This window comes from Acidiphilium multivorum AIU301, from assembly GCF_000202835.1.
GTDB classification, from domain to species: Bacteria; Pseudomonadota; Alphaproteobacteria; order Acetobacterales; family Acetobacteraceae; genus Acidiphilium; species Acidiphilium multivorum.
Map to the genome: position 1 here is coordinate 85116 of NC_015186.1, position 26701 is coordinate 111816.

General features: G+C 68.7%; 22 protein-coding genes. 20 read left to right on the plus strand and 2 right to left on the minus strand.

Annotated elements, in window-relative coordinates:
* The first annotated feature begins 77 nt into the window (after positions 1–77).
* From ACMV_RS00360 to ACMV_RS00455, 20 genes are all read left to right on the plus strand, one after another.
* Complete coding sequence (locus ACMV_RS00360) at positions 78–653, plus strand: lipocalin family protein (RefSeq protein WP_007422732.1); 576 nt, start codon at positions 78–80, stop codon at positions 651–653.
* An 83-nt stretch (positions 654–736) separates the two neighbouring features.
* A complete protein-coding gene (locus ACMV_RS00365; protein ID WP_011941239.1) occupies positions 737–2479 on the plus strand; it encodes a S49 family peptidase in 1743 nt (580 codons plus the stop codon).
* Positions 2480–2777: 298 nt separating this feature from the next.
* A complete protein-coding gene (gene mraZ / locus ACMV_RS00370; protein ID WP_013639164.1) occupies positions 2778–3236 on the plus strand; it encodes a division/cell wall cluster transcriptional repressor MraZ in 459 nt (152 codons plus the stop codon).
* On the plus strand, positions 3233–4174 hold the full coding sequence (gene rsmH, locus ACMV_RS00375; RefSeq protein WP_013639165.1) for a 16S rRNA (cytosine(1402)-N(4))-methyltransferase RsmH: 942 nt from the start codon (positions 3233–3235) through the stop codon (positions 4172–4174). The genes mraZ and rsmH overlap by 4 nt, the downstream gene beginning before the upstream one ends.
* Positions 4171–5040 carry a cell division protein FtsL gene (gene ftsL, locus ACMV_RS00380; protein WP_013639166.1) on the plus strand — a complete coding sequence of 290 codons (870 nt, stop codon included), beginning with the start codon at positions 4171–4173 and terminating at the stop codon, positions 5038–5040. The genes rsmH and ftsL overlap by 4 nt, the downstream gene beginning before the upstream one ends.
* Positions 5037–7127 carry a peptidoglycan D,D-transpeptidase FtsI family protein gene (locus ACMV_RS00385; RefSeq protein WP_013639167.1) on the plus strand — a complete coding sequence of 697 codons (2091 nt, stop codon included), beginning with the start codon at positions 5037–5039 and terminating at the stop codon, positions 7125–7127. Before ftsL ends, ACMV_RS00385 begins: the two co-directional genes overlap by 4 nt.
* Before the next feature lie 4 nt (positions 7128–7131).
* Positions 7132–8577 (plus strand): UDP-N-acetylmuramoyl-L-alanyl-D-glutamate--2,6-diaminopimelate ligase, encoded by a 1446-nt coding sequence (locus tag ACMV_RS00390; RefSeq protein ID WP_011941244.1) that lies wholly within the window; start codon positions 7132–7134, stop codon positions 8575–8577.
* Entirely contained in the window at positions 8574–9929 is a 1356-nt protein-coding gene (locus tag ACMV_RS00395; RefSeq protein ID WP_013639168.1) for a UDP-N-acetylmuramoyl-tripeptide--D-alanyl-D-alanine ligase, read from the plus strand. The genes ACMV_RS00390 and ACMV_RS00395 overlap by 4 nt, the downstream gene beginning before the upstream one ends.
* On the plus strand, positions 9929–11017 hold the full coding sequence (gene mraY, locus ACMV_RS00400) for a phospho-N-acetylmuramoyl-pentapeptide-transferase (protein WP_007422359.1): 1089 nt from the start codon (positions 9929–9931) through the stop codon (positions 11015–11017). Before ACMV_RS00395 ends, mraY begins: the two co-directional genes overlap by 1 nt.
* Entirely contained in the window at positions 11014–12399 is a 1386-nt protein-coding gene (gene murD / locus ACMV_RS00405) for a UDP-N-acetylmuramoyl-L-alanine--D-glutamate ligase (protein ID WP_013639169.1), read from the plus strand. Before mraY ends, murD begins: the two co-directional genes overlap by 4 nt.
* Positions 12399–13562, plus strand: coding sequence for an FtsW/RodA/SpoVE family cell cycle protein (locus ACMV_RS00410; protein WP_013639170.1), 1164 nt, complete (start codon positions 12399–12401; stop codon positions 13560–13562). Before murD ends, ACMV_RS00410 begins: the two co-directional genes overlap by 1 nt.
* Positions 13559–14665, plus strand: a complete 1107-nt coding sequence (gene murG / locus ACMV_RS00415; RefSeq protein ID WP_013639171.1) for an undecaprenyldiphospho-muramoylpentapeptide beta-N-acetylglucosaminyltransferase — start codon at positions 13559–13561, stop codon at positions 14663–14665. Before ACMV_RS00410 ends, murG begins: the two co-directional genes overlap by 4 nt.
* Positions 14662–16101: a UDP-N-acetylmuramate--L-alanine ligase gene (gene murC / locus ACMV_RS00420; RefSeq protein WP_011941249.1), complete on the plus strand. Its 1440-nt coding sequence runs from the start codon at positions 14662–14664 to the stop codon at positions 16099–16101. Before murG ends, murC begins: the two co-directional genes overlap by 4 nt.
* Positions 16098–17027, plus strand: coding sequence for a UDP-N-acetylmuramate dehydrogenase (murB, locus tag ACMV_RS00425; RefSeq protein ID WP_011941250.1), 930 nt, complete (start codon positions 16098–16100; stop codon positions 17025–17027). The genes murC and murB overlap by 4 nt, the downstream gene beginning before the upstream one ends.
* Entirely contained in the window at positions 17024–17929 is a 906-nt protein-coding gene (locus ACMV_RS00430; RefSeq protein ID WP_007424257.1) for a D-alanine--D-alanine ligase, read from the plus strand. The genes murB and ACMV_RS00430 overlap by 4 nt, the downstream gene beginning before the upstream one ends.
* Complete coding sequence (locus ACMV_RS00435; protein WP_013639172.1) at positions 17917–18795, plus strand: cell division protein FtsQ/DivIB; 879 nt, start codon at positions 17917–17919, stop codon at positions 18793–18795. Before ACMV_RS00430 ends, ACMV_RS00435 begins: the two co-directional genes overlap by 13 nt.
* Positions 18796–18808: 13 nt before the next feature.
* The gene (gene ftsA, locus ACMV_RS00440) at positions 18809–20116 is read left to right on the plus strand and encodes a cell division protein FtsA (RefSeq protein WP_007424255.1); all 1308 of its coding nucleotides are present in this window, start codon (positions 18809–18811) and stop codon (positions 20114–20116) included.
* A 64-nt stretch (positions 20117–20180) separates the two neighbouring features.
* Positions 20181–21749: a cell division protein FtsZ gene (gene ftsZ / locus ACMV_RS00445; RefSeq protein WP_011941254.1), complete on the plus strand. Its 1569-nt coding sequence runs from the start codon at positions 20181–20183 to the stop codon at positions 21747–21749.
* A gap of 140 nt (positions 21750–21889) precedes the next feature.
* Positions 21890–22267 carry a hypothetical protein gene (locus tag ACMV_RS00450; protein ID WP_013639173.1) on the plus strand — a complete coding sequence of 126 codons (378 nt, stop codon included), beginning with the start codon at positions 21890–21892 and terminating at the stop codon, positions 22265–22267.
* A gap of 62 nt (positions 22268–22329) precedes the next feature.
* Positions 22330–24423 carry a ComEC/Rec2 family competence protein gene (locus tag ACMV_RS00455; RefSeq protein ID WP_013639174.1) on the plus strand — a complete coding sequence of 698 codons (2094 nt, stop codon included), beginning with the start codon at positions 22330–22332 and terminating at the stop codon, positions 24421–24423.
* Here the strand turns inward: ACMV_RS00455 and ACMV_RS00460 are convergent.
* Together ACMV_RS00460 and ACMV_RS00465 are read right to left on the minus strand one after the other, a co-directional pair.
* Positions 24350–25375, minus strand: coding sequence for a glycosyltransferase family 2 protein (locus ACMV_RS00460; protein WP_013639175.1), 1026 nt, complete (start codon positions 25373–25375; stop codon positions 24350–24352). The two genes, ACMV_RS00455 and ACMV_RS00460, sit on opposite strands and share 74 nt — an antisense overlap.
* Positions 25365–26657, minus strand: coding sequence for an exopolysaccharide biosynthesis polyprenyl glycosylphosphotransferase (locus tag ACMV_RS00465; RefSeq protein ID WP_172637316.1), 1293 nt, complete (start codon positions 26655–26657; stop codon positions 25365–25367). The genes ACMV_RS00460 and ACMV_RS00465 overlap by 11 nt, the downstream gene beginning before the upstream one ends.
* Positions 26658–26701 lie beyond the last annotated feature (44 nt).

A 26701-nucleotide genomic window follows, 5' to 3' on the forward strand; every position in this document is an offset into this window, starting at 1 on the left:
AAATCCCGGCCGGGCCCACATCCAGAGCCGTGCGGGGCGCGTAACCCCGGCACGGCTTTGCATGGAGGACCCGCGTGATGACACTTGCCCGCCGCTCGCTGCTGGCGGCAGCTCCGGCGCTGCTCGCCGGCTGCACGTTCGATACCAGCCCCTATCCCCAGCCGCCGCTGCGCCATGCGCGCGTCGATCTCGACCGGTTCATGGGGCGCTGGTACATCATTGGCCACATCCCGTATTTCGCCGAGGCGGGTTATGTCGGCTCCTATGCCGTCTATACGCGCCGTCCCGACGGGGCCATCGACGACCAGTATAATGGCTATCCGAAGAGCTTTGCCGCGAAACGGTTCCAGTTCACCTCGGTCGACCAGGTGGAACCCGGGACTGACAATGCGGTCTGGCGCGTGACCCTGCTGAACGGTCTGGTTGGCGTGCCGTATGTGATCATGCATGTCGAGCCCGACTATTCGGTGTTCCTCGGCGGATTTCCGAACCGTTCGCTGGGCTGGATCTTCGCGCGCGAGAAACGGATGGACGAGGCGACCTATCGCGCGATGCTCGACCGTTTCTATCGCCAGGGCTACGACGCGCGGCAGTTCAGGCGGGTGGCGCAGTTTCCCGACCAGATCGGACGGCCGGGTTTCGAGCGCGTCTGAACGGCGGGGACATGGCGTTTTGGGGGCCTTGCCGCCGACGCGGCGCGCCGGCATATCATGATTCATGAGGTCAAGCGCCGCCCATGAGTGAGTCTGCCGCGCCGCTGCGCCGCCTGGCGAGGCTGCTGTGGCGCGCGGCGCGCGCGATCGTGTTCGCCATCGGGCTGGTGACGATCCTTCTCGCCGGCGCAGGGCTGTGGGGGCTTCACCGCCTCGCGGGCCGCCCAACGGCGTTGCCGGAACATTTCATCCTCTCGCTCAATCTTCAGACGGCGCCGCCGGACGTCGCCGCGCCGTCGGCGCTGCTGAGGCGGGCGACGGGCGCGACGCCGACGCTTGAGCAGACGATCGCGGCGATCGACCGCGCCGCCACCGATCCGCGCGTGCGCGGCATCGATATCCTTCTCGGCGGCGGATGCTGCGGCCTGACCACGGCCGAGGAACTGCATGACGCGCTCGCCCGGTTCCGGGCCATTTCGCACCGGCAGGTGGTTGCGCGCGCGATGTCCTTCGACGGGGCGGAAGGGCTGGGTGCCTATATCGTCGCGACGGCGGCGAACCGGATCGAACTTTCCGATGCCGGCGATTTCGGGGTCACCGGGCTCGCCCTGCAAAGCCCGTTCGCGGCGGACCTGCTCAAGATGGCCGGGGTCGAGGCGCAGTTCGAGCATATCGGCAAATACAAGACCTACCCGGAACTGTTCACCCGCTCCGGCCCATCGGCGGCGGCGACCGAGATGATGAACAGCCTGGCCGGCTCGCTCTACGATTCGGCTCTGGTGCCGATCGCAGCGCGGTTGAAGCGCAGCCCGGACCAGGTGAAGGCCCTGTTCGACCAGGCGCCGTTCAGCGCCGCGCAGGCGAAACAGGACGGGCTGGTCGACACCGTGCTGCCGCTTTCGGCAGAGGTCGCGCATGTGCGCGGCGTACATGTGTCGCTCGCCGATTATGTCGCCGACGCAGCGCCGGCGCCCGCGGGCGCGCCGAAGGTCGCCCTGATCGTCGCCCATGGCGATATCAACGCGCCTGACGCGCCGGGGCGGCGCAGCGGGATCGATCCGGCCCGCCTGGCGCATGAAATCGCGACGGCGGTCGCGGATCCGTCGATCCGCGCCATCGTGCTGCGGCTCGACACGCCGGGCGGAACGGTGACCGGCTCGGCCATGGTCGGCGCCGAGGTTGCGCGCGCCGCTCGCCTGCACAAGCCGCTGATCGTGTCGATGGGTGCGCTCGACGCCTCTGGCGGCTACTGGATTTCGAGCCACGGCGCCGTGCTGGTGGCCGATCCGGCGACGCTGACGGGGTCGATCGGCGTGCTCGGCGGCAAATTCAGCTTCGGTGGGCTGCTGGCCCGCCTGGGCGTCAGCGTCAGCACGGCCTCGCGCGGAGCGAACGCGCTGTTCGACAGCGCGGTGACGCCGTGGACCGAGGCGCAACTCGCCAGCCTGCAAGGGCAGCTCGATCTCGACTATCAGAAATTCGTCGGCTGGGTGGCTGCCGGCCGGCGGATGAGTCCCGCGCAGGTGAACGCGGTGGGGCAGGGGCGTGTGTGGACCGGCGCGCAGGCCCGCAGCCGAGGCCTGGTCGACCGGCTGGGCGGCTACCATGAAGCCTTCATGACCGTGCGCGCGGCGCTGCATCTGCCGGCCGATGCCGCGCTCGATATCGTCCCCGGCAACGAACAGCCGGGGCTGGCCGCGCTGCTCGCGACCCTCGCGCGGCAGGCGAATCCCCTTGAGGCCGCAGCGTTGCCGGAACCGCTGCGCGGCCTCTTCGCGCTGACGCGGCTGCATCGATTGTCGATGGTGCCCGTCGAGCTTCGGTGATATCCAAAAAACTAACGATTGGTTAACGAATCGGGTTCGGCTGGGCCGCTTCGAGAACAAAATAGAAACATGGGCAAATGGCCCCTGTCTCGCTGTGTCGCTTCGCGGGCGATTCCGATTTGTTGCGGTCGCGGAGAGGAAATTTTGCGAGTGATCGGTGGAAATCCCTTTGACGCCCATGATCGCCCATGTTATCCCATGACAACCCATAGCGAATCCGACCGGCGTGACGCGTGTGCGTCGGAATGTTTGCAGCGAGGCATACCAACGGCGAGACGAAAGGGCCGCGACAGCGCCGATGAGCCAGTTTCTCGGCACCCACAGGAACAGGCTGGACGCCAAGGGCCGCGTATCGGTTCCGGCGGCGTTCCGTGCCGCCCTGCGCCGGGAGGGTGACTCGCAAGGGCTGATCCTGCGGCCATCCCACAAGCACCGCTGCATCGAAGTCTGGCCGGCGCCGGTGTTTGAGGCGCTGGCGACGCGTTTGCAGGGACTCGACCTGTTCAGCGATACGCATGACGACATGGCGGCGGCGCTCTACGCGGATGCCTGGCCGCTCGAGGCCGACAAGGAAGGCCGGATCCTTTTGCCGGAACCGCTCGTGGAGCATGCGGGATTGCGCGACAGCGTGGTGTTCATGGGTCTGGGCCGGACATTCCAGATCTGGGAGCCGGAAGCGGCCGACCGCCGCCGTGCCGAGGCGCGGGAGCGCGCGCGGATTGGCGGACTTACCCTGCCGGCGGGGGCTTCGGCATGAGCGGCGGGCTTTCCCATGTACCGGTGCTGCGCGAGGAGGCGGTGGCGATGCTCGCGCCCCGCGCGGACGGGGTCTATCTCGACGGGACATTCGGCGGCGGCGGCTATAGCGCTTCGATGCTGGAGGCAGCGTCCTGCACGGTCTGGGCGATTGACCGCGATCCGGCGGCGATCGCGCGCGGCGCGGCACTCGCCGCCCGGTATCCCGACCGGTTGCACCTGATCGAGGGCCGGTTCGGCGACCTGCTCGCTCTGCTGCGCGACCGCGGGGTGACGGCACTCGACGGCGCGGTGTTCGATTTCGGGGTGTCGTCCTACCAGCTCGACGATCCGTCGCGCGGCTTTTCCTTCCGGACCGACGGCCCGCTCGACATGCGCATGGGCGCGGCCGGGCCGACGGCGGCCGATATCGTGAACGGCTATGCCGAGGCGGAACTGGCCGACATTCTCTTTCATTTCGGAGAGGAGCGGGCGTCGCGGCGGATTGCCGCCGCGATCGTCCGGCGTCGTGCCGCTCAGCCCTTTGAGACGACGGCCGATCTTGCGGCGGTGATCCGCACGGTGGTGCGGCCCGACCGCTCGGGCATTGATCCGGCGACACGCAGTTTCCAGGCGCTGAGGATCGAGGTGAACCAGGAACTCGCCGAGATCGAACGCGCGTTGGAGGCCGCCGCGTCACTGCTGGCGCCGGGCGGGCGTCTCGTCGCCGTGTCGTTCCATTCGCTGGAGGATCGCATCGTCAAACGTTTCATGAACGCTGCGACCGGCCATGTCGCCGCGCCCTCGCGGCACGATCCCTCCGGCCTCGCGCGGCAAGCCGCGGCGCCGCGCTTCCGGGCTCTGACCCGCGGTGTCGTTACGCCCGGAGAGGCGGAGACCGCCGCCAATCCGCGCGCCCGGTCGGCGCGGCTGCGTGGAATCGAGAGGCTCGCGGCATGATCCGCCCGGTGACCCTCGTGACCGGGCTGCTCATGCTGGGCTCGGGTGCCTGGCTGTTCGTGGTGAAGCACCGCGCCGGCACGCTCGAGCACAAGATTGGCGGGGTCACCGCGCAGATCCGCAGTTCCGAGCAGCGCATCCGCGTGCTGCGCGCCGAATGGGCGCTCGAAACCGATCCGAACCGGCTGGCGCGGCTCGCCGCCATGTTCATGCCGCAGCTCAGGCCGATGAAGCCGGATCAGCTGGTATCCTGGCAGCAACTGGCGGATGCCCTTCCGCCGCCGGGTGCGGAACTGCCGCATCTGCCGTTGCCGCCGCCCTTGCCGGGCGACCTGTCCGGTGCGCCGTCATCTGCCGCCGTTGCCGCGGCGGCTGCGCCGGAGACCGTCGCCCTGGCCACGATTCCGCTGCCCGTCCCGCCGCGGAGCCTGCCGGCGCCAAGGTTCGCGGCGGCGACGTCGCAAACTGCTCTGGCGGCGCCCCAAGCGCATCTCGCCGTGCCGCATCCGGCTGTGCGCCCTGTTGCGGTTCGCCGCTCCGTGGTGGCGCCGGCGCAGCATGCCGTCGTCGTGCACCGGCCTGCAAGCCAGCGGCATGACGTTGTCGCGCGTGCCCACAGCCCCGCCATTGCCGCCGCGCGCCGCCCGCAGACGCTCGGCGCCTCGGTCCTCGCGCCACGCCCGGCCCCCCGGCCCACGGAGCCGCCGGTCAGGTCGATCACGGCGAGCGACGCGGTGCCGGCGCGGCCCCAGGCTCCGGCGCCGCCCGCCCGCATCATGGCGCCCGCCGCACGCGGGACGTCGGTATTCGGGGATTACGGCGCGAGCCTGGCGCCGCCGCGTCCCGCTGGCGGAGTGGCGCCATGACCGCGCCGCCGCCACGCGACAGTCTCTCACCGCGCGTTCCTGGCCGCGGCGGCCGGGATGCGGCGCGACGCGCCGGTGCACCCGAGCGCGGCGCGGTACCGCGGATGGAGCATGTCCGCGTCACTTCGCCCGATCTGGCGCGACGCGCCGCCATCGGTGTGCTGCACAGCCGGCTCGCCGCCGGATTTGCCGGCTTCGTGCTCATTTATCTGCTGCTTGCCGCGCGGGTCGTCTATGTCACGGTGGTCCATCCCGTCCCGCCGGACAAGGCGGCGATTGCGGCGCAGACGCCATCGACCACCGTCGTCCTGCCGCCACCCGCGCGCGCCGAGATCACCGACCGGAACGGCGAGATCCTTGCCGTCTCGCTGCCGGCGGCGGCATTGTATGCCAATCCGAAGCAGGTCGAGGATCCGGGTGTCGCGGCGCGCGAGATCGCCGCGGTGATCCCGGGGCTCGATCCCGGATTCCTCGAGGCGCGGCTCGCCGATCGGTCGCGCGACTTCGTGTATCTCGACCGCAAGCTGACCGCCTCGCAGGAACTGGCGGTCAACCGGCTCGGGATTCCGGGAGTGTATTTCGAGAATACCGAGCGTCGGCATTATCCCGAGGGGAACCTCGCGGCGCATATCCTGGGCGGGGTGACGCCGGACCAGCGCGGGATCGCCGGGGTCGAGGACTGGTTTAACAAGCGCCTGACCAGCGCGCCTGGCAAGCCGCTTCGCCTGTCGATCGATATCGGTGCGGAAGGGATCGTGCGCCAGGCGATCTGGCAGGCAATGAGCGATTATGATGCCAAGGGCGCCTGCGGCATCGTGATCTCGGCGCGGACCGGCAGGGTGCTGGCGATGGCCAGCGTGCCCGACTATAACGCCGATGATCTCGGGTCTGCGCCCGCCGATGCGCGCTTCAACCGCTGCGTGTCCGGCGACTATGAACCGGGCAGCGTGTTCAAGCTGCAGACGCTGTCGATGGCGATCAATTCCGGCATGATCCAGCCCTGGGACCGGTTCAACACGACGCATCCGCTGCATGTCGGCCGGTTCACCGTGACCGACTTCGAGCCGGCGCATATCTGGATGGCGGTGCCGCATATCCTCGCCGTGTCGTCGAATATCGGCGCCTCGCGGATCGCGACCATTCTCGGGCCGCAGATCCAGCGCGCATGGCTGCGCAAGCTCGGCTTCTTCCGTCGTCCGCCGATCCAGCTGCCGGAAGCCACGCCGCCGATGTATCACCCGAAATCAAGCTGGAAGCTGCTGACGACGATGACGGTGAGTTTCGGCAACGGCATCGCGATGTCGCCACTGCAGCTGATTTCGGCGGTCGTGCCGGTCGTCAATGGCGGGATCTGGTATCCGCCCACCCTGCTGGACCATGGGAAGCGGTCCGCCGGGGTGCGGGTGATGAGCGAGCGGACGTCGCTGATCATGCGCAAGATGATGCGCAATGTCGTCACCGCCCCGGATGGCACCGGCGTCTATGCCCGGGTGCCGGGGTATCTCGTCGGCGGCAAGACCGGCACGGCGCAGGTCGTCGGGCCGAACGGGCGCTATCTGCAACATCTCAACAACGCCTCGTTCATGGCCGCGTTCCCGATGAACGATCCGCGCTATGTGGTCTATGTCGTCGTGCTGCAGCCGCATGCGACGAAGCAGATGCTGCCGTTCTGCCATGGGTTTACCACGGGCGGCTATGTCGCCGCGCCGGCCGTCGCCCAGATCATCTCGCGGATCGGGCCGATGCTCGGGATCATGCCTTTATCCGGCCAGACGCTTGCCGAGGCGCAGGCGGCACTGTCGATCCCGCTCGATCCGCCGGCGCCGCCGGGTCGGCTCGCGCTGGGGCCGGGGCACCTGTTCCCGCCGGGGGCGAGCAAATACGCCTATATCCTCGCGCATCAGACCCCGCCGGCGAACATGGACGTCGCGGCGCATGACCAGGCGCTCGCACGGACCGAGATGTGGCAGCCCCTGGCGCCGGCGGCACAAACGGTGAGCCTGCCCCCGGCGCCCGCTTCCAGCGCCCATACGCTGGGGCACCGGATCATGAATATCGCCCTGCCGGTGACGCGTGCGGGGGGGTGAACTGATGGACGGTCTTTCACGTTACGGTGCCCCGCCAGGCTGGATCCTGCCGCCGGAGACGGTGTTTTCCGGAATCACCGCTGACAGCCGCGCCGTGCGCAAGGGCATGATCTTCGCCGCCTTGCCGGGCGCGCGCGCCGATGGGCGAGATTTCATCGCCCAGGCCGTGGCGCAGGGGGCCGCCGCGGTGCTGGCGCCTTCGGGCACCCGCTGGCCGCCTGGCGTGCCGCCACGCCCGCTGATCGAGGACCCGGAGCCGCGGCGCCGCCTGGCCGAGATCGCGGCGACGCTGGCAGGACCGCTGCCGGAGACGATTCTCGGCGTGACAGGCACCAATGGGAAGACCTCGACGGTGGATTTCATCCGCCAGATGGCAGTGGCCAGCGGGAGACCGGCCGCCTCGCTCGGCACGCTCGGGCTGATCGCGCCGGGCTTCGCGCCGGGGGCAAGCCTGACCACGCCGGATCCGGTGACCCTCTCCGATATCCTTGCCGCGTTGCGGGCGGCCGGAATCGGGACCGTTGCGCTCGAGGCCTCCTCGCATGGGCTCGACCAGTTCCGCCTGCATGGGCTGCGCCTTGCCGCTGGCGGGTTCAGCAACCTGACACGCGATCATCTCGATTATCACGGGGACATGGCGTCCTACCGTCGGGCCAAGTTGCGGCTGTTCCAGGACCTGCTGCTTCCCGGCGCGCCGGCGGTGGCAATGGCCGATCTTGAGCCGGATACGCTGGCGGCACTGCGCGACATCGCGCAGGCGCGGCGGCTCGATCTGGCGACGGTGGGCGCGGGCGGTGACCTGTTTGACCTGCGCGGCATCATCGCGACGCCGTCCAGCCAAGTGCTGACGATCGCGTGCGGTGGCGTATCGCGCGAGATCGAACTGCCGCTTCCGGGCCGGTTCCAGGTGGATAATGCGTTGCTTGCGGCAGGCCTCGCGCGTGCGGCAGGCGTGTCCGATCCGCTGGACAGGCTGCCAGGCCTCGCGCCGGTGCGCGGGAGGCTGGAGCGCGCGGCGGTGCTGCCGAATGGCGCTGCCGCCTATGTCGATTACGCGCACACGCCGGATGCGCTGGAGCGGTTGCTGATGGCGCTGCGCCCGCACGCGGCCGGACGGCTGGTGCTGGTGTTCGGCGCGGGCGGCGATCGGGATCGCGGCAAGCGGAAGCTGATGGGTGATGTGGCCGCGAGACTCGCGGATGTCGCGATCGTCACCGACGACAATCCGCGGAGCGAGGACCCGGCATCGATCCGCGCGGCAATCCTCGCGGCCTGCCCCGGCGCGCGGGAGATCGGCGACCGGCGTGCCGCGATCGCTGCCGGACTCGATGCGCTGCGGGCGGGCGACGTGCTGGCCGTGGCTGGCAAGGGACATGAGAGCGGGCAGATCGTCGGTGATGCGGTGCTGCCCTTCGACGATGCGGCGGTGATCAGGGAACTTGCGGCATGAGCGGTCTCTGGAGCGCGCGCGACCTTGCCGTCGCCACCAACGGCACCTGGCTGCGCGGCGAGGCTGATGCCACAGGTGTTTCGATCGACAGCCGGACGACCGCGCCGGGCGAGTTGTTCGTCGCCCTGGCGGACGCTCGCGACGGGCATGATTTCGTTCCTGATGCCGAGGCGAAAGGGGCGGCCTGCGTGCTGGTTGCGCGCGATGTCGGCGCCGGGCCGGCACTGCTCGTCGAGGATGTGCAGGCCGCGCTCACCCGGCTCGGCGAATTCGGTCGGGCGCGCAGCCGCGCCCGCGTCGTCGCGGTCACGGGCTCGGTCGGCAAGTCCACCACCAAGGAAATGCTGCGCCGGATCCTCTCCGCATTTGGCGCGACGCATGCGGCTGAAGCCTCCTTCAACAACCATATCGGCGTGCCGCTGACCCTCGCGCGGTTGCCGGCCGAGGCCGATTTTGCGGTGGTCGAGATCGGCATGAACCATCCAGGCGAGATCGCGCCGCTCTCCGCCATCACGCGGCCGCATGTCGGCGTGATCACCGCGATCGGCTCGGCGCATCTGGGGTTGATGGGTTCGGTCGAGGCGATTGCCGATGAAAAGGCGGAATTGTTGCGCGGCGTGGTGCCGGGCGGGGCGGCGGTGCTGCCGCGTGGGCCGTTCCTTTCGCGCCTTGCGCGCCGGGCGCGGGACGGGGTTCGGGTGGTCAGTTTCGGCGCGCAGGATCTCGCGGAGGCACGGCTGATCGAAGCCGAGAGCGATGCCGACGGAGTCGCGGTGACGGCGAATATCCTGCGCATGGTGGTCCGTTGCCGTCTCGCTGCGCCGGGAACGCATATGGCGATGAACGCGGTGGCGGCGCTGGCGGCGGCGGCGGCACTCGGGCTCGATCCGGTGCAGGCCGCGGCGGCGCTCGATGGTTTTGCACCGCTGGCCGGGCGCGGCGCCCGACGCCGCGTGAATGTGGACGGCGTCGAGATCACGCTGCTCGACGAGAGTTACAATGCTTCTGGCAACTCGGTGCGGGCGGCGCTCGAGGTTCTGTCACTGCTGCCGGGGCGGCGCATCGCCGTGCTGGGCGACATGCTCGAACTCGGTGACTATGCCGATGACGAGCATCGCGATCTTGCGGATGCGGTTTCCGGCGTGGCCGATCTGGTTTTCGCCTGCGGGCCGCATATGCGCGTGATGTTCGATGAACTGCCGGAACGTCAGCGGGGCGCATGGGCGGTGGATGCCGCATCCCTCGCACCGGCGGTGCGCGCCGCACTCGCGGTGGGTGACGTCGTGCTGGTGAAAGGGAGCTACGGGTCGCGGATGCGTGACGTGGTCGCGGCGATCGAGGACAAGGCCTGATGCTCTACGCTCTGCTCCTTCCCCATGTCGCCGCGTTCCACGCGTTCAATCTGATCCGCTACATCACATTCCGCGCGGGTGGCGCGTGCCTGACGGCGCTTGTCGTCAGTTTCCTGCTCGGACCCAGGCTGATCCGCTGGCTCAAGTCGCTCCAGAAGCAGGGGCAGCCGATCCGGGCCGACGGACCGGAACGGCATCTGATCGAGAAGAAGGGCACGCCCACGATGGGCGGCTTCCTGATCCTGATCGCTCTGACCGTTTCGACACTGCTCTGGGCAGACCTGCGGAACGGCTATGTCTGGGCCGTGCTGATGATCACGATCGGCTATGGCGCGCTCGGCTTCGCCGATGATTTCCTCAAGCTGACGAAGCGCAACACCAAGGGCGTGCCGGGGCGGATCAAGCTCGTTGTGCAGGCGGTGCTCGGGCTTGGCGCGGCTGTATGGATCACGCAGCTGATGCCCGGCTCGATCGCCGATTCGCTCGCCGTGCCGGTATTCAAGCATCTCATGATCCCGTTCGGCCCGCTGTTTCCGCTGGTCGCGATGTTCGTGATGATGGGCGCCTCGAACGCGGTGAACCTGACCGACGGGCTCGATGGCCTTGCTATCGTGCCGACGATCATCGCCGCCGGCGTGTTCACGCTGATTGCCTATCTCGTCGGCAACAGGATTTTTTCGCATTACCTCGAAATCAATTTCGTTCCCGGAACGGGTGAGCTGGCCGTGTTCTGCTCGGCGCTGATCGGCGCCGGCATGGGATTCCTGTGGTTCAACGCGCCGCCGGCCGCCGTGTTCATGGGCGATACCGGTTCGCTTGCGCTTGGGGGTGCACTCGGTTCGGTCGCCGTGGCGACGAAGAACGAGATCGTGCTGGCAATTACCGGCGGGCTGTTCGTCGTCGAGACCGTTTCGGTCATCGTGCAGGTGTTCTGGTACAAACGCACCGGGCGGCGCGTATTCCTGATGGCGCCGCTGCATCATCACTTCGAGAAGAAGGGCTGGGCCGAGCCGACCGTGGTGATCCGCTTCTGGATCGTTGCGATGATACTTGCGTTGCTGGGCCTGGCGACCCTGAAAATCCGATGAGCGCGCCGGTGGAAAACTGGAGCCACGTGTTCGCGGGGCGGCGTTACGCAGTGCTGGGTCTCGGAGTGAACGGCTTGCCAGCAGCGCAAGCGCTCGCGGCCATGGGCGCGTCGGTCATCGCCTGGGACGACAACGAGGCACGGCGCGGCGCGGCTGCTGCTGTGGGGATTACGATCGGCCGGCCCAGCGATGCCTCGAAACTCGACGGACTGATCCTGTCGCCGGGCATTCCCCATGCGCTGCCTGTGCCTCATCCCGAGGCAGCGGCGGTGATGGCGCGCGGCGTGCCGATTTTCACCGATGCCGAACTGCTGTTCCGCGCGGTCCGCGACTCGGGCAGTTCTGCGCGGTTCGTTGGAATCACCGGCACCAACGGCAAGTCCACCACGACGGCGCTGCTGGCGCATATCCTTGCCGATGCCGGCATCGAGGTTGCGGCGGGCGGCAATCTGGGGCCGGCCGCGCTCGCCTTGCCGCGCCTTGGTGATGACGGCGTGTATGTGCTCGAAATGTCGAGCTACATGTTGGAGCGAATCGTAAACATGCGCTTCAGTGCTGGGGCAATGCTGAATCTGACCCCGGATCACCTCGACCGCCATGGTAACATGGCCGGATATGAAGCTGCAAAGTCTCGGCTTTTTGTCGGACAGGAAGCTGGCGATGTCGCCGTGTTTGGGATCGATGACGCCGCGACGGCGGCGATGGCGACCCGATTCGAGGATGGCAAGAGACGAATCGTGCGAATTTCCGGCTGCCAGCGGGCCGATATTTTCGCGCGCGGCCGCAAGCTGGTCGATCATTCCGGCGTGATTGCCGATCTCGACGCGGCGGCGGCGTTGCCCGGCACGCACAACGCGCAAAACGCGGCGGCCGCGGCTGCCCTTGCGCTCGCGCTCGGTGTTCCGCGCGAGGTCATTGGCCGGGCGATGGTGTCCTTTCCCGGACTGCCGCACCGGCAGCGCGTGGTCGCATCGGTTGCAGGCGTAACCTTCATCGATGACAGCAAGGCAACCAATGCCGATTCGGCCGCGCGAGCGCTGGATTGCCATGAGCGCCTGGTATGGATTGCCGGGGGGATCGGGAAGGACGGCGGCATCGCGCCGCTAGCGCCGTGGTTTTCCCGCGTTGCCCATGCGGTGCTGATTGGCCGCGATGCGCCGGAATTCGCCGCGACGCTCGCCAGCGCGGGCGTCTCCTGCGAGATCGCGGGGACGATCGAGAACGCCGTTCCGTCTGCTTTCGCGGCGGCCCGGCGAATTGGGGTCGATACCGTGCTGCTCTCGCCGGCGGCGGCGAGTTTCGACCAGTTCACCGATTACGCCGCGCGCGGACGACGTTTCGCCGAACTGGCCGCCCGCCTCGTTTCGATGGAGGCCAGGTGATGCCGGTCCTTTCGCGCGCGGATGATTCAGTCGTCGGACGGTGGTGGTGGAGCGTCGACCGGGTGATGCTCACCGCCCTGCTGCTGCTGGTGGGCCTGGGCTATGTGCTTGCGCTCGCGGCCACGCCGGCGACCAATCTTTCGCTGAACGATCCCAACACGATCGTGATGATCCGGCAGATCGTCTATCTGCTGACGGCGGGAATTCTGATGGTCGGGGTTTCGATGCTCGACCTGCATTACGTCAAGCTCGCCGCGCTCGCGACCGGGGTGGTCTTCCTTGTGCTCACCGGGTTCACTCTCGTGCATGGCGTCGTCGTCGATGGCGGACGGCGCTGGATCGCGCTGCCGGGCTTCACCATTCAGCCTTCGGAATTCCTCAAGCCCGCGCTGATCATCGCGACCGCATGGCTGCTGGCGGAGCGGCGGCGCACGCCGGGATTTCCGGGCATGTTCGCGGCGATCGGTCTCAACAGCCTGGTGGTGCTGATTCTTCTGCGCCAGCCCGATGTCGGTTCAACCGCCCTGGTGCTGGCGACATTTTTCGTCCAGCTCTTTCTCGACGGCCTGAACACGTTTTTCGTGGGGCTTGGCGTGGCCGGATTTGGCGCCGCCGGATTCGCAGCATTCGAGCTGATCGCTCACGTGCACAAGCGCGTGATGCTGTTCCTCCATCCGACCAAGGACAAGGCGTATCAGGCGCTCACGGCGCTTTCCGCCTTCGCCAATGGCGGGCTCTGGGGACGCGGGCCGGGCGAGGGGCAGGTGAAGCACTACCTGCCTGACGCGCGCGCCGATTTCGTCTTCGCGGTGGCTGGCGAGGAATTCGGCATGTTTCTTTGCCTCGGTATCATCGCGCTCTATGCGGTGATCGTGCTGCGTGGGTTCATGCGGGTGCTGCGCGAGACGGATCCGTTCGTGGCCCTCGCCTCTGCCGGGCTGCTGACCAGTTTCGGACTGCAGGCCTTCATCAACATGGCGTCTTCATTGTCGATGATCCCGACCAAGGGCATGACACTGCCGTTCCTGTCTTATGGCGGTTCGGCTGTTCTGGCGACCGGGTTGCACATGGGGTTCCTGCTGGCGCTGACGCGACGGCGCATCCATGCCGAGCGCGTGACGGACGGGCTGTTCGGCCTCGGCATGCAGGATCGGGCGGTATGAGAGGCGCGATGCTGAACCCGATTATCATCGCAGCCGGCGGCACGGGCGGGCACATGGTTCCCGCGGAATCTGTGGCAGACGAACTGATGCGGCGTGGCCAGCGGATCGTACTGATGACGGACGCGCGCTCGGCGGGGCAGAAATCGGCGGTATTTGCCGGCTGCGAGCGCCATGTTCTGGCCGGTGCGGGGCTGGCCGGACGCAGTCTTGGGCGGCGACTTCTTGGCGTGGCACAGCTTGCGCGCGGCACCGTCGCGGCCCGGCGCATCCTTGCAAAGCTCGATGCTGCCGCTGTGGTCGGCTTCGGCGGCTACCCCTCGGTGCCGCCGGTGCTCGCGGCGGCTACGCTGCGGCGGCGACCCGCCATCGTGTTGCACGACCAGAACGCGGTGCTCGGCGGCGCGAACCGCTTCCTCGCGCGCTTCGCCGACCATCTCGCGCTGAGCTTCGAGGGCACCGCGGGGGTGTCCGGCCGGGCGCGCGCGACAGTGACCGGCAACCCGGTGCGCGCCGCGATTTCGGTGCTGGCTGCGTCGCCCTATGAACCGCCGGCGGAGACGATCCGGCTGCTGGTGCTAGGCGGCTCGCTCGGGGCGCGGATTTTCGCCACCCTGGTACCCGAGGCGCTGGCCCGGCTGCCGGAGGGGCTGCGCCGGCGGATCGCACTGACCATGCAATGCCCGGGGGAGGTTATCGGGGCGGCACGCGGCGCACTCGATGCCGCCGGGATCATACATGAACTGGCGCCGTTCTTCAGCGATGTGGCGCCGCGCATGGCGGCGGCGCATCTGCTGGTCGCGCGGTCCGGCGGGTCGACCGTCGCCGAGGTGGCGACGATCGGGCGGCCGGCGATCTTCATTCCGCTCGCGATCAATACCGACCAGCGGCACAATGCCGATGTCCTGGCGCGGCGGGGCGGCGCATTCCGGCTCGACCAGGCGACGACGACACCGGACCGGCTGGCCGGCGTACTCGAATCCCTGCTCGATGATCCGCTGCGGCTGGCTGCGATGGCCGAGGCGGCGGCGAGCGCGCGGATCGAGGAGGCTGCCGCGCGGCTCGCCGATCTCGTTCTGTCGGCCATTGCGGAGCGTGTGCGATGAGGGCGATGCCGCTGTCGATCGGGACGATCCATTTCGTCGGCATTGCCGGGATCGGCATGTCGGGCATTGCCGAGGTGCTGCACAATCTCGGCTATTCCGTGCAGGGATCCGACCTTTCCGAAAACGCCAATGTCGCCCGCCTGCGCGCCGCGGGCATTCCGGTCGCGATCGGGCATGACGCGGCGAATCTGGGCAACGCGCAGGTGGTCGTGGTGTCGACCGCGGTGCCGCGCGACAATCCCGAGGTGCAGGCGGCGCGCAAGCGGATGATCCCGGTGGTGCGGCGCGCCGAGATGCTGGGCGAACTGATGCGGCTGCGCTGGTCCGTCGCGATCGGCGGCACGCATGGCAAGACGACGACGACGAGCCTCGTCGCGGCCGTGCTCGAAGGGGCGGGGCTCGATCCGACCGTGATCAATGGTGGGATCATCAACGCCTACGGCACCAATGCGCGGCTTGGCGGCGGCGACTGGATGGTGGTCGAGGCCGATGAGAGCGATGGCAGCTTCCTCCGCCTGCCGGCGGTGATCGCCGTCGTCACCAACATGGACCCCGAGCATCTCGACCATTGGGGCTCCGCCGAGGCGATGGAGGCGGGATATCGCCAGTTCGTCTCGAACATCCCGTTCTACGGGTTCGCGGTTCTGTGCATCGATCATCCCGGCGTGCAGCGGATGATCCCGGACCTGTCGGATCACCGGCTGATCACCTATGGCCTGTCGCCGCAGGCGGATGTCCGGGCCGAGCGGATCATGTCCGACCGTAATGGCGCGACGTTCGAGGTGCGCCTGTCCGAACGGGTGGCCGGGCGCGAGCGCGTGTTGGCGCCGATGCGCCTGCCGATGCTGGGCAACCACAATGTCCAGAACGCGCTGGCCGCGATCGCGATCGGCATCGAGATGGAGGTGCCGGAGGTCGACCTGCGCGCGGCGCTGGCGAGTTTCCGGGGCGTGAAGCGGCGTTTCACCAAGACCGGCGAGGTCGCCGGCATCACCGTGATCGACGATTACGGACATCACCCGGTCGAGATCGCGGCGGTGCTGCGGGCGGCGCGCCAGGCCGGTGCGCGGGACGTGATCGCCGTGGTGCAGCCGCACCGCTACACGCGGCTGGCGACGCTGTTCGAGGATTTCTGCACCTGCATGAACGATGCGGGAAAGGTGATCGTCGCCGACGTCTATCCGGCGGGCGAGGAGCCGATCCCGGGTATCGATCGCGACGCGCTGGTCGAGGGGCTGCGGGCGCGCGGCCACAAATCGGTTGTCTCGCTCGGTAGCCCCGATCATCTGGCCGAGATGATCAACGCGATGGCCCGCGCCGGCGATTACGTCGTCTGCCTCGGCGCCGGGTCGATTACCAACTGGGCGCAGGCGCTGCCCAACCAGTTGCAGGCGCTGATCGAGACCACCCGCCGCGGTGCCGGGGGGATGCGATGATGGCCGCTCCGGTCATGGCCGACTGGCGTGCCGCGCTGCCGGAAGTGCGCGGACGCATCGGGTTCGATGTTCCGCTCGGGCCGGTGACGTGGTTCCGCGTCGGCGGGCCGGCGGAGGTGATGTTCCGCCCCGCCGATATCGAGGATCTGAGCCGTTTTCTCGCCGCGCTGGCGCCGGAAGTGCCGGTGCTGCCGATCGGCGCCGCCTCCAACCTGATCGTGCGGGATGGCGGGATCGCGGGTGTGGTCGTGCGGTTGGTGCGCGGGTTCGCGGATATCGAAGTCCAGCCGGACGGCATCGTGGCGGGGGCGGCGGCGCTGGATGCGACGATCGCCGAACACGCGGCGGCGGCGGGGCTCACCGGGCTCGAATTCCTCTCGGGCATTCCGGGCTCGCTCGGCGGCGCCGTGGCGATGAATGCCGGCGCTTATGGCGCGGAGATCCGCGATGTTCTGGACTGGGCCGAGATCGTCGGGCGGGACGGGACGGTGGCGCGCTATGCCGCCGGTGATCTCGCGCTGACCTATCGTCACGCGCGGCTGCCCGAGGGCGGGATCGTCGTGCGGGCGCGGCTGCACGCGCGGCCGGGCGAGGCGGCGGCGATCGCGGCGCGGATGGCTGATATCCGCGCGAGCCGCGAGGCAACGCAGCCGGTGCGGGCGCGGACCGGCGGCTCGACCTTCCGCAACCCCGAGGGCGACAAGGCCTGGCGGCTGATCGACGAGGCGGGATGTCGCGGGCTCATTCACGGCGGCGCCCAGGTTTCGGAAAAGCACTGCAATTTCCTCATCAATCTCGGCGAGGCGACCGCCGCCGACATCGAGGGCCTGGGCGAGACGGTGCGCCGGCGCGTGCGTGAGCGCACCGGCGTCGAGCTGATCTGGGAAATCCGCCGGGTCGGCCTGCCGTGCCGGGGTGCGGCATGAAGCGCGTCGCGGTCCTGCTCGGTGGCATTTCGGAGGAGCGTGAGGTCAGCCTCGCCTCCGGCCGGCAGGTTGCGGCGGCACTGCGCAAGGCGGGGTATGACGTGTTCGAGATCGAGGTCGGCGCCGATCTCGGCGCGGTGATCGCGGCGCTGACGCCGGCGCCGGATGCGGTATTCAACGCGCTGCACGGCCGTTTCGGCGAGGATGGGACGATCCAGGGCGTGCTCGACTACATGGGCATCCCCTATACCCATTCCGGCGTGCGGGCATCGTCGATGGCGATGGACAAGGGCGCGGCGAAGGCGGTTTTCGCCTCTGCCGGCCTGCCGCTGGCGCAGCACCGCATCGTGCCGCTGGACGAACTCGCGGAGGCCGATCCGCTGCCGCGGCCCTATGTCATCAAGCCGGTCAACGAGGGCTCCTCGGTCGGCGTGTTCATCCTGCGCGAGGGCGACAACCGCCGCGCCGATATCGCGCGCGCCTGGCGCCACGGATCGGTGGCGATGACCGAGGAATATGTTCCCGGGCGGGAACTTACCGTGTCGGTGCTCGAGGACCGGGCGCTGGCGGTCACCGAAATTCGTGCGGAGGGCTTCTATGACTACACGGCGAAATATGCCGCCGGTGCCTCTCGGCACGAGATTCCGGCGGACGTGCCGCCTTCGGTGAGCGCGCGGGCCAGGGATGTCGCGGTTGCGGCGCATCGCGCGCTTGGCTGCCGTGGAGCGACACGCTCGGATTTCCGCTACGACGATGAAACGGACCGGCTGGTGTTGCTGGAGGTGAACACCCAACCGGGCATGACGCCAACCTCGCTGTTGCCCGAACAGGCGGCTCATTGCGGAATCGATTTCCCCGCGCTGTGCGCCTGGATGGTGGAGAACGCCGCATGCCGCGTGTGAAGCAGCGCAAGGCGACCGTCCAGGACCGTCCGAGTCCGCGCACGCTGTTGTTGCGCCGTTTGCGTCGGGCCGGACGCCCGACGGCGGTGCTCGGCGTCATGGCATTGCTGTTGATCGCGGTGCCGCTTGGTCTGCGGGGCGTTCTGGCGGTGTTTCGGCCGGTGCGCGCCGCGGCGGCGACCGTCGCGGCCGATGCGGGATTCCGGATTGCCCATATTGAACTGAGCGGCGTTACGCCGGGATCGCGCGCCGTTGTCGAGCGCGCGCTCGATGTCGAGCGTGGCAAGGCGATCTTCGCTGTATCGCCGGCGGCCGTGGCAGCCCGGGTCGGAGCGCTGGGCCTGGTGCGCAGCGCCGTTGTCGAGCGCGTGTTGCCTGACACGTTGCGGGTCGAGGTCACCGAACGCCGCGCCGTTGCGATCTGGCAGCGGCCGGATGGGCGCTTCGCGCTGGTCGGCGCTGGTGGCGCGGTGCTGGAGGATCGCGATGCAGGGGCAGCCCGGGCGCATGATCCGAATCTGAGGCTGCTGGTCGGCGCTGGTGCGCCGAAGCATGCCCAGGACCTGCTCGACCTGCTCGCCCGGTTTCCCGCGATCGATTCGAAGGTGGTTGCCGCCGAGCGGATCGATCGGCTGCGCTGGAACCTGATCCTGCGCGATCACACGGTGGTGGAACTGCCGGATTCCCATCCAGCTCGTGCGCTGACCGTGTTGATGCAGGCCGAGCGGAAGATTCGCCTTCTGGATCGGCCGGTGCGCCGGATCGACCTGCGGCTTGCCGACCGCCTGGTGGTGCGCCCCTACCCGAAAGGTTTCGTGACCGACGCCGCTACGCCGTCCGCAGCATCCGGGAAACACAAGTCATGAGGGAGGCACGGGCATGAACGATCTGTCCCGCCGCGCGACGCTGACCGCGACACGGGCCGAACCGCGCCAGCAGGAAACGCGCCGCCAGCCCGCGCGATCTGGCCCGTTCGGCGTGCTGGATATCGGTTCGACCAAGATTTCCTGCCTGATCGGCCGCGCCGAGAGCGATGGACGGCTGCGCGCCCTCGGCTTCGGCTGGCAACGTGGGCGAGGGGTAAAATCGGGCGGCATCGTTGATCTGGAAGACGCGGAGAAGGCGATCCGTGCTGCTGTGGGCGCGGCTGAGGACCAGGCCGATATGCGGTTGAAATCGGTCACGGTGAACCTGTCATGCGGGCAGCCGGAGAGCCGGCTGTTCAACGTGCAGTGGCCGATCGACGGCCGCGCCGTGACCGAGGATGACATCCGCCGCGTGGTGCGCGAGGCGCGGGCCCGCGCGGCGTCCGAGGGGCGCGGCACGATTCATGCCCTGCCGCTCAATTTCTCCACCGACGAGACCGGCGGCGTCGCCGATCCGCGCGGACTTTATTGCGATACGCTGACCGCGCAGCTTCATGTGGTCGATGCCGCCACCACGGCGATCAAGAGCGTCACCGCCTGCCTCGAACGATGCGAGCTCGAGATTGCCTCGATGGTGTCGGCGCCGTTTGCCTCGGGCCTCGCAACATTGGTGGAGGACGAGCGGGAACTCGGCGCCACCGTGATCGACATGGGCGGCGGCACGACGACGATCGCGGTCTTCGCCGAAGGGCAGATGCTGCACACGGCGCAACTGCCGGTCGGCGGCAATCACGTCACCAACGACGTCGCCCGGCTGCTTTCCACCCAGGTGGCGCATGCCGAGCGGCTCAAGACGCTCTATGGCACCTGCCAGGAAAGCCCGGACGATGCGCGCGAGCTGCTGCCAGTGCCCCTCGTGGGCGAGGCCGAGCACCAGATCGCCAAGGTGCCGCGCAGCGCGCTGGTTTCGATCATCCGCCCGCGGCTCGAGGAGATCTTCGAGCTGGTGCGCGACCGGATCGAGACCTCCGGGCTCGGCCGGGCGGCAGGGGCGCGCGTGGTGCTGACCGGCGGCGCGTCGCAACTGGTCGGTGCCCGCGAACTGGCGGCACAGATCCTCGACCGCCAGGTGCGGATCGGCAAGCCCATCGGCGTCATCGGCCTGCCCGACGCCGCCACCGGGCCGAATTTCGCCACGATGATCGGCCTGCTCGCCTTCGCCAGCGGCGACGGCCAGACGATGCATGACATCGATCTGACCGCTGCCGCGCCGCAGGGCCGCCTTGCCCGTTTCATGAACTTGCTCATGCGGCGGATGTGATGAGCGAACGCCATCGCATCCTTGCTGCCCATCGTTTCACGCCCGCCTGCCAGGAGACGCAGACATGACCCTGAACCTGATCCGACAGACCACGACACAGACAGATTTCACGCCGCGAATCACGGTGATCGGCGTTGGCGGTGGGGGCACCAACGCGGTCAACAACATGATCGCGCTGAACCTGCCGGGCGTGGAATTCGTCGTCGCCAATACCGATGCACAACAGTTGATGCTCTCGCGTGCCGAGCGGAGGATCCAGCTTGGGCCCCATATCACCCAGGGTAACGGTGCGGGCGGACGGCCGGAAATCGGCAAGGCGTCGGCTGAGGAAGCGTCGGAAGACCTGGCCCGCCATCTCGACGGCGCGCATATGGTGTTCATCACCGCGGGCATGGGTGGCGGCACGGGCACGGGGGCCGCGCCGGTCATCGCGCGGATGGCGCGCGAGCGCGGCATCCTGACCGTCGGCGTGGTGACCAAGCCTTTCGCCTTCGAGGGGCGCCGCCGCCTGCGCTCCGCCGAGGAGGGGATCAACGAGCTGCAGCAGTTCGTCGATACGCTGATCGTGATTCCGAACCAGAACCTCTTCAAGGTGGCCAACGAGCGGACAGGCTGGAAAGAAGCCTTCGAGATGGCCGACCATGTGCTCTACATGGGCGTGCGCGGCGTCACCGACCTGATGGTGGTTCCGGGCCTCGTGAACCTCGACTATGCCGACATCCGCTCGGTGATGTCGGTGATGGGCAAGGCGATGATGGGCACAGGCGAAGCCGAGGGCGAGGATCGCGCGATCCGCGCCGCGGAGGCGGCGATTTCCAATCCGCTGCTGGAAGACACCAACATGAAGGGCGCGCGCGGGCTGCTGATCAACATCACCGGCAGTTCCGACTTCTCGCTGCATGAACTCGACCAGGCGGCGAACCGGATCGCCGAGGAAGTCGACGAGGATGCGAACATCATGGTCGGCATGGCGCTGGATGAGAGCTTGGGAGGCCGGGTGCGGATTTCGGTGGTGGCGACCGGGATCGACACGCCAGTGCCGGCACAGGCCGAGCGGCCGCGCCTGGCCGCGGTTTCGGGCGACAGCGTGATGGTGGAGGCGAACGCGACAGTGGCGGCGCAGCCGCATATGACCGCGGCGCCCGCCGCGGCTTCGCATCCGGCACACTTCCAGCCGCAGTCCGCTCCAGCGCAGCACCAGGCGGCTCAGGCAATGCATCCGCAGCCGGCGCCGGGTCCGGTGCCGGCGCGTCCGCAGTTCCAGGCCGAGGGGCCGGTGCGGGCGCCGATCTCGGCTCCGGCCGCCTTCCGGGAGACGCCGCGCGCCGCCGAGCCGCCGCGCAAGCAGAGCCTGTTCGGCCGGATGACCAGCAGCTTCCGCAATGCGGCCGCCCCGCAGCCAATGCCGCAGGCGGAACCTCGTGCGGCCGCTCCGTCCTGGCCCGCGCGGGAGGAGCCTTCCTACCAGGCGCCGCAGCATCTTGACCGCGAGATGCCTCAGGCCCCGGCGGCCGAGCATGCCTCCTACCATGTGCCGCCGCAGCATCATGAGCCGCGTGCGGCGGTTCGGCTGACGCAGAACGAGGAAATCGGCATCGACATTCCGGCTTTCCTGCGCCGCCAGCAATCCTGACGGCAAGGCGACCGGCCGGCGGCGGCTCAGCCCGCCGCCGGCGCGCCGAGCCTGATCAAATCTGCGTTCTCCGCGCCCCCCGGCGCCGCACATGCGGGTTTCGCTCTTGATGCCCATTGCGGGGGCGTCATTGTGTGCGAATGACGATTCCTCTCTCATTGCTTCTGCTAGCCGCCTCACTCGGTGCGTGGCTCGGCGTGCGCGCAATGCAGCAGGGTGGGGTGAATGGTGGTGGCGTCTTCGGCCGGCTGCTTGGCCCGCTGCATGGCGTTCTGGGGGCCATGGGACTGACCGCGCTGGTCATCGCGCTGGCCCGCCATCCGGTGCCGGCACGGATGGGGCTGGGCGGCTTCGGCGCGGGGGCGGAAATTCTGCTCGGTCTCGCCCTGCTGCTCGGCTTGTTCGTTGTCATCGCGGCCTGGCGCCAACGGCGCCCTGCGGGGCTGCTGCTCGGCACGCATGCGACGCTGGCGATCGCGGGTATTACCCTTGTGCTTGCCATCGCATCGCTGACCTGATGTCGAGCTTTCATCCATTCGGGAAATGAAATAGGGTAAATCAACTTATAGTTGAGGTTTCGGTGGATGTGGCGCTGATCGCGGTCAGAGCAGCGAAACCGGCGGCGGCGCCGCCGCCGGGTGCCCTGCGTTCGTCGGCCGCCTACGCGGGGCGGATCGTGCTGTTCCTCCCGGTAGCGATGATGGCCGGCATCCTCCTTTATTTCGATCTCAGGGCGGAACCGCCGGCGTGGCTGGCGCCGGTGGCGATCGTGCTGGCGGCCGGTGTACTCACCATGCTCTGGCGGCGGCCGGTGGGTTGCCGGCTGGCAGCGCTGGCGCTGTTTGCCCTACTCGGTCTCGGCCGGGCGCAATGGCAGGCGATGCTGATGCCGCCGCCGATCGTCGTGCCGCACGGCGTCGTGACGGTAACAGGACGGGTGAGTTCGATCGACTTGCTGGCGACCGGCCGACGGGTGCGGATTGCGGCACCGCGCCTCGATGGCGGGCCGGCGCTGGGCCGGGCAGTGAGGATCAAGTTACGCCGCGGCGACGATGTCCGCCTCGCGGCAGGCGACAGTGTGCGGGTGCGCGCCTTTCTCTTCGCTCCGTCTCGCCCGGCCTATCCGGGAGGGTGGTCGTTCGGACGGGATCAGTTTTTTTCGGGGCTCGGCGCGGTTGGGTTCGCGGTCGGGAAGCTCGACGTGACGCGCGTTGCCGCGCCGGGGTGGGGCGGCGCACTGCGGCGGTTGCGCGAAACGATTGCCGCACGGGTGCTGACCGCCATGCCGCCCACTACGGGGCCAATCGCCGCCACGCTGCTGACCGGCTTCGAGGAATCGATTCCGGCACGTGAGCGCCAGGCGTTCATCACCGCCGGACTGGCTCATATCCTTGCCGTCGCCGGGCTGCATATCGGCATCGTGATGGGGGCGCTGTTCGCGCTGGCGCGATTCTGCGTCGGGTGGTCCGAGTTTCTGCTGCTCCGCGTGCCGGCGAAGGTCATTGCCTCGGCCGTGGCTTTTGCGGGTGGGGTGGTCTATGCGGCGCTGACCGGTTTTCACGTGCCGATCGAGCGGAGTCTCGCCATGGCCGCGCTGGTTCTGCTCGGTATTGTCGCCGGGCGACGGGCGCTGTCGCTGCGCGGGCTGGCGGTGGCGGCGTTCGTGTTGATGCTGATCGAGCCGCAGGCGGTGCCGGGGCCGAGTTTCCAGATGAGCTTTTCCGCCGTTTTGGCACTGATCGCGGGCTATGAGGCGGTTGGACGCCGGTTCGATACCGAGGGGGCGGGATGGCGAGGACGGCTGGGTCGGCATATCGCCGCGCTGGCCTTCACCTCGCTGCTGGCGGGTGGGGCGTCGATGCCGTTCGCGGCCTACCAGTTCCAGCAGGTGCAGCCGTATTACATCCTGGCAAACCTGATCGCGGTGCCGCTGACGGCGCTCGTCGTGTTGCCGGCCGGCATGGTGGCGCTGGTCCTGATGCCGTTGCATCTCGAGGCGCTGGCGCTCGCGCCGATGGGGTGGGGGATCGCGGCGATGCTGGCCGTGGCGCGGTTCGTCGGGCAGTTGCCGCACGCGCTGATCGTGATCGGGCCAAGCCCGGGCTGGCCGGTTGCGCTGCTGGGCCTCGGCATGGCGCTGCTCGGACTGCTGCGGGGGCGGGTACGCCTTGCCGGCCTGGCGCCTGTCGTGATCGGTCTGGCGGGGATGATGCTGGGCCGCGCGCCGGATGTGCTGGTCTCGCCCACGGCTTCGCTCGTTGCGGTGCGAGACGGCGCGGTGGTGCGGATACTCGAGACGCGGCGGCCGGATCAATACACCCTGGCGCAATGGCGGCCGGTCTTCGCGCATGACCGTGTGGCGGTGGCCCGGGCCGCCGACATTTGTGCCGGCGGGCGATGCCGGTTCGACCATGGGCGGGTGCTGTATCTTGCCGATGCCACGGCGGCGGAGAACGGATGCGGCGATGCGCGGGTGGTGATCTCGCCTGAACCGTTGCGCGGCGCGTGCCGGGCCCGGGGGCGCTACGTGATCGATCGGTTCAGCGTGTGGCGCGATGGCGCGATCGCGCTGCGGTTCGCGGGCGGCCGCGTGAGGCTGACTACGGACCGGTGGGTGCAGGGGGTGCGGCCGTGGGTGGCCGCCTGGCCGAAGCGGTGGCACCGACGCCGATAAGGCGCGCGCCGCCCGGCAGCCGGTGGCGGATTTCGTTACGGAAGACGTAGTGGCGGGTCTCTGCCGTTTCTTGGTGGCGGGGGCGGGTGCGTGCGAGGGCATGGGCCTCGGCAATGGCGTCGAGTGTCGGGCGCAGCCGGGACGCGTTGATGCCACGCGCGAGATAAATGCCGGCGCGGAACAGGAAACCGGACAGACCGTTCCAGTCATGGGCGATCAGCAGACGGTTGCGAACGTATTGGTGCCAGCGTCCGGCATTCCAGTTCACCCGCGCTTCGGGAGAAACTTCATGGATGACGGCGAGGTCGCCGTGATGCTCGATGCGCCAGCCTCCGGCAATGGCGCGGCGGGCGAATTCGTATTCCTCCCAGGTGAAGAACAGGCTCTCGTCATAGCCGCCGAGACGCTCGAAGCAGGCGCGCGACAGGGCGTGGCCGCAGCCGACGAAGGTGGTCGCCGCGAAAAATCCGTCGGCCCGGGGCAAAAGCCGCTTCGGATAGCCCCAGCTCGTCAGGTCGAGGCTACGCCCGTCGGCTGCAAGGATGCGGAACCCGATGGCGGCGAGATCCGCCGTTCCGGCGATGCGGATGGCGGCGCGGGCCGCGGTGTCGCGGGCGGCGAAGACGGCATCGTTGTCGAGCGCGATGATCGTGCGGCCGTGGCCGAGGGCGCTTACACGGTTGCGGCCACCGGGCACGCCGAAATTCTGCCCGATGCCGTAGAGCGCGACATGGGGGAATTCGGTCGCCACCGTCGCCAGGGCGGCGCGCATGCCGGGCGGTGAGTTCTGGTCGAGCACGATGACATGGCTGTCCAGCCCGGTTTGCGCGGCCGCCGAACGGATCGCGGCGATGGTTTCACGCGGGCGGTGATGGCTCAGGATGACAATGTCGGCATCATAGGCGTGGCCAGGGGGCGGCGTCCCGGCCAGCAGGCGCGGCTCAGATGGCATTGCGGCCGATCAGCACAGCGGGGATCGTGCGCAACAGGATGGCGAGGTCGAGCCAGGGGGACCAGCGCTCGATATAGTCGAGATCGGCGGCGACTCGGGCCGCCACGAGGTCGCGCCGGTCGGTCGGGCCGCGCAGGCCGCGCACCTGGGCGAGGCCGGTCAACCCCGGCTTCACGCGGTGGCGCACGCCGTAGAAGGCGATCGCCTGTTCGAAGGTGAAGTCGCCGGCGGTGGTGTGCGGCGCGTGCGGGCGGGGGCCGACCAGCGACATCTCGCCGCGCAGCACGTTGAATAGTTGGGGTAATTCGTCGAGCGAAAGGCGGCGGAGAATGGCGCCGAGCCGGGTGATCCGCCGATCGCCAGGCTGGGCCTGAGACACCGGGCCTGCGGCTTGTCTGGGTGGCTGCGGGCGCATCGTGCGGAACTTGAAGACCGTGAACGGCGCGCCGTCGAGCCCGATGCGGCGCTGGCGGAACAGGACGGGTCCGGTCATCCGTAGGGCGAGGGCGATCAGGGCCAGAAGCGGGCCGAGCAGGATGATCAGCAAGGCGGCGCCGCCCACGTCCATGCTCCGCTTTGCCACGGCGCCGAACGGACGGATCGGCCGGTCGAGCACCGTGACGAGACGCAGGCTCCGGCCGGTCGCGAGGTCGCACGCGCCGATCTCGGCCACCGCGTCGAAGGCGAGGCGGATCCGCACCGGCTGATCGGCAAGGCGGGCAAGCAGTGCATCGATTTTGCCGCGGGCTTCGGGCCCATCGCCGCGCTGGACGAAGACGACGAGATCTCCGATCTGGCCAGAGCGGATCATGGCATCCAGGGTCGCCGCATCGGCGATGGTGCGCAGGCCTGATGTCGGGGCGAGCCCCCAGCAGAAGACATAGCCAAGCCGGTGGTCGGTCATGCGGTCGAGACGAGTGCAGAGCATACGGTCGCACGGAGTTGCGGCAACGAGGGCGGATGCTCCTCGCGGGATGCCGATTCCGTGGCGGCGCCAGAACGCGGCAACCATTGCGCGCTCGCCGAGCATCAGCACGGCAGTGAACGTGAAGGCACCGACGGCCCATGCAATTGATCTGTCGAGCGGCAATGTGGCTGGCACAGGGCGCAACAGTGCGATCCGCAGCAGGGCAAGCACGTCCGCCGCCACGAGGGCGCGCAGCATGGCTCCGATATGGACGAGCGGCGCGCGCGCGGGGCCGACTGCGTAAAGACCGGCAGCGAACAGGGCGAACAATGTCAGGCCACCAAAGACGAGTTCGTTGAACGGCCCGGCGGCCATGGTGGGAGCAGGCGCCAACACTCGGGTGGCAAGACGCGGGCCAA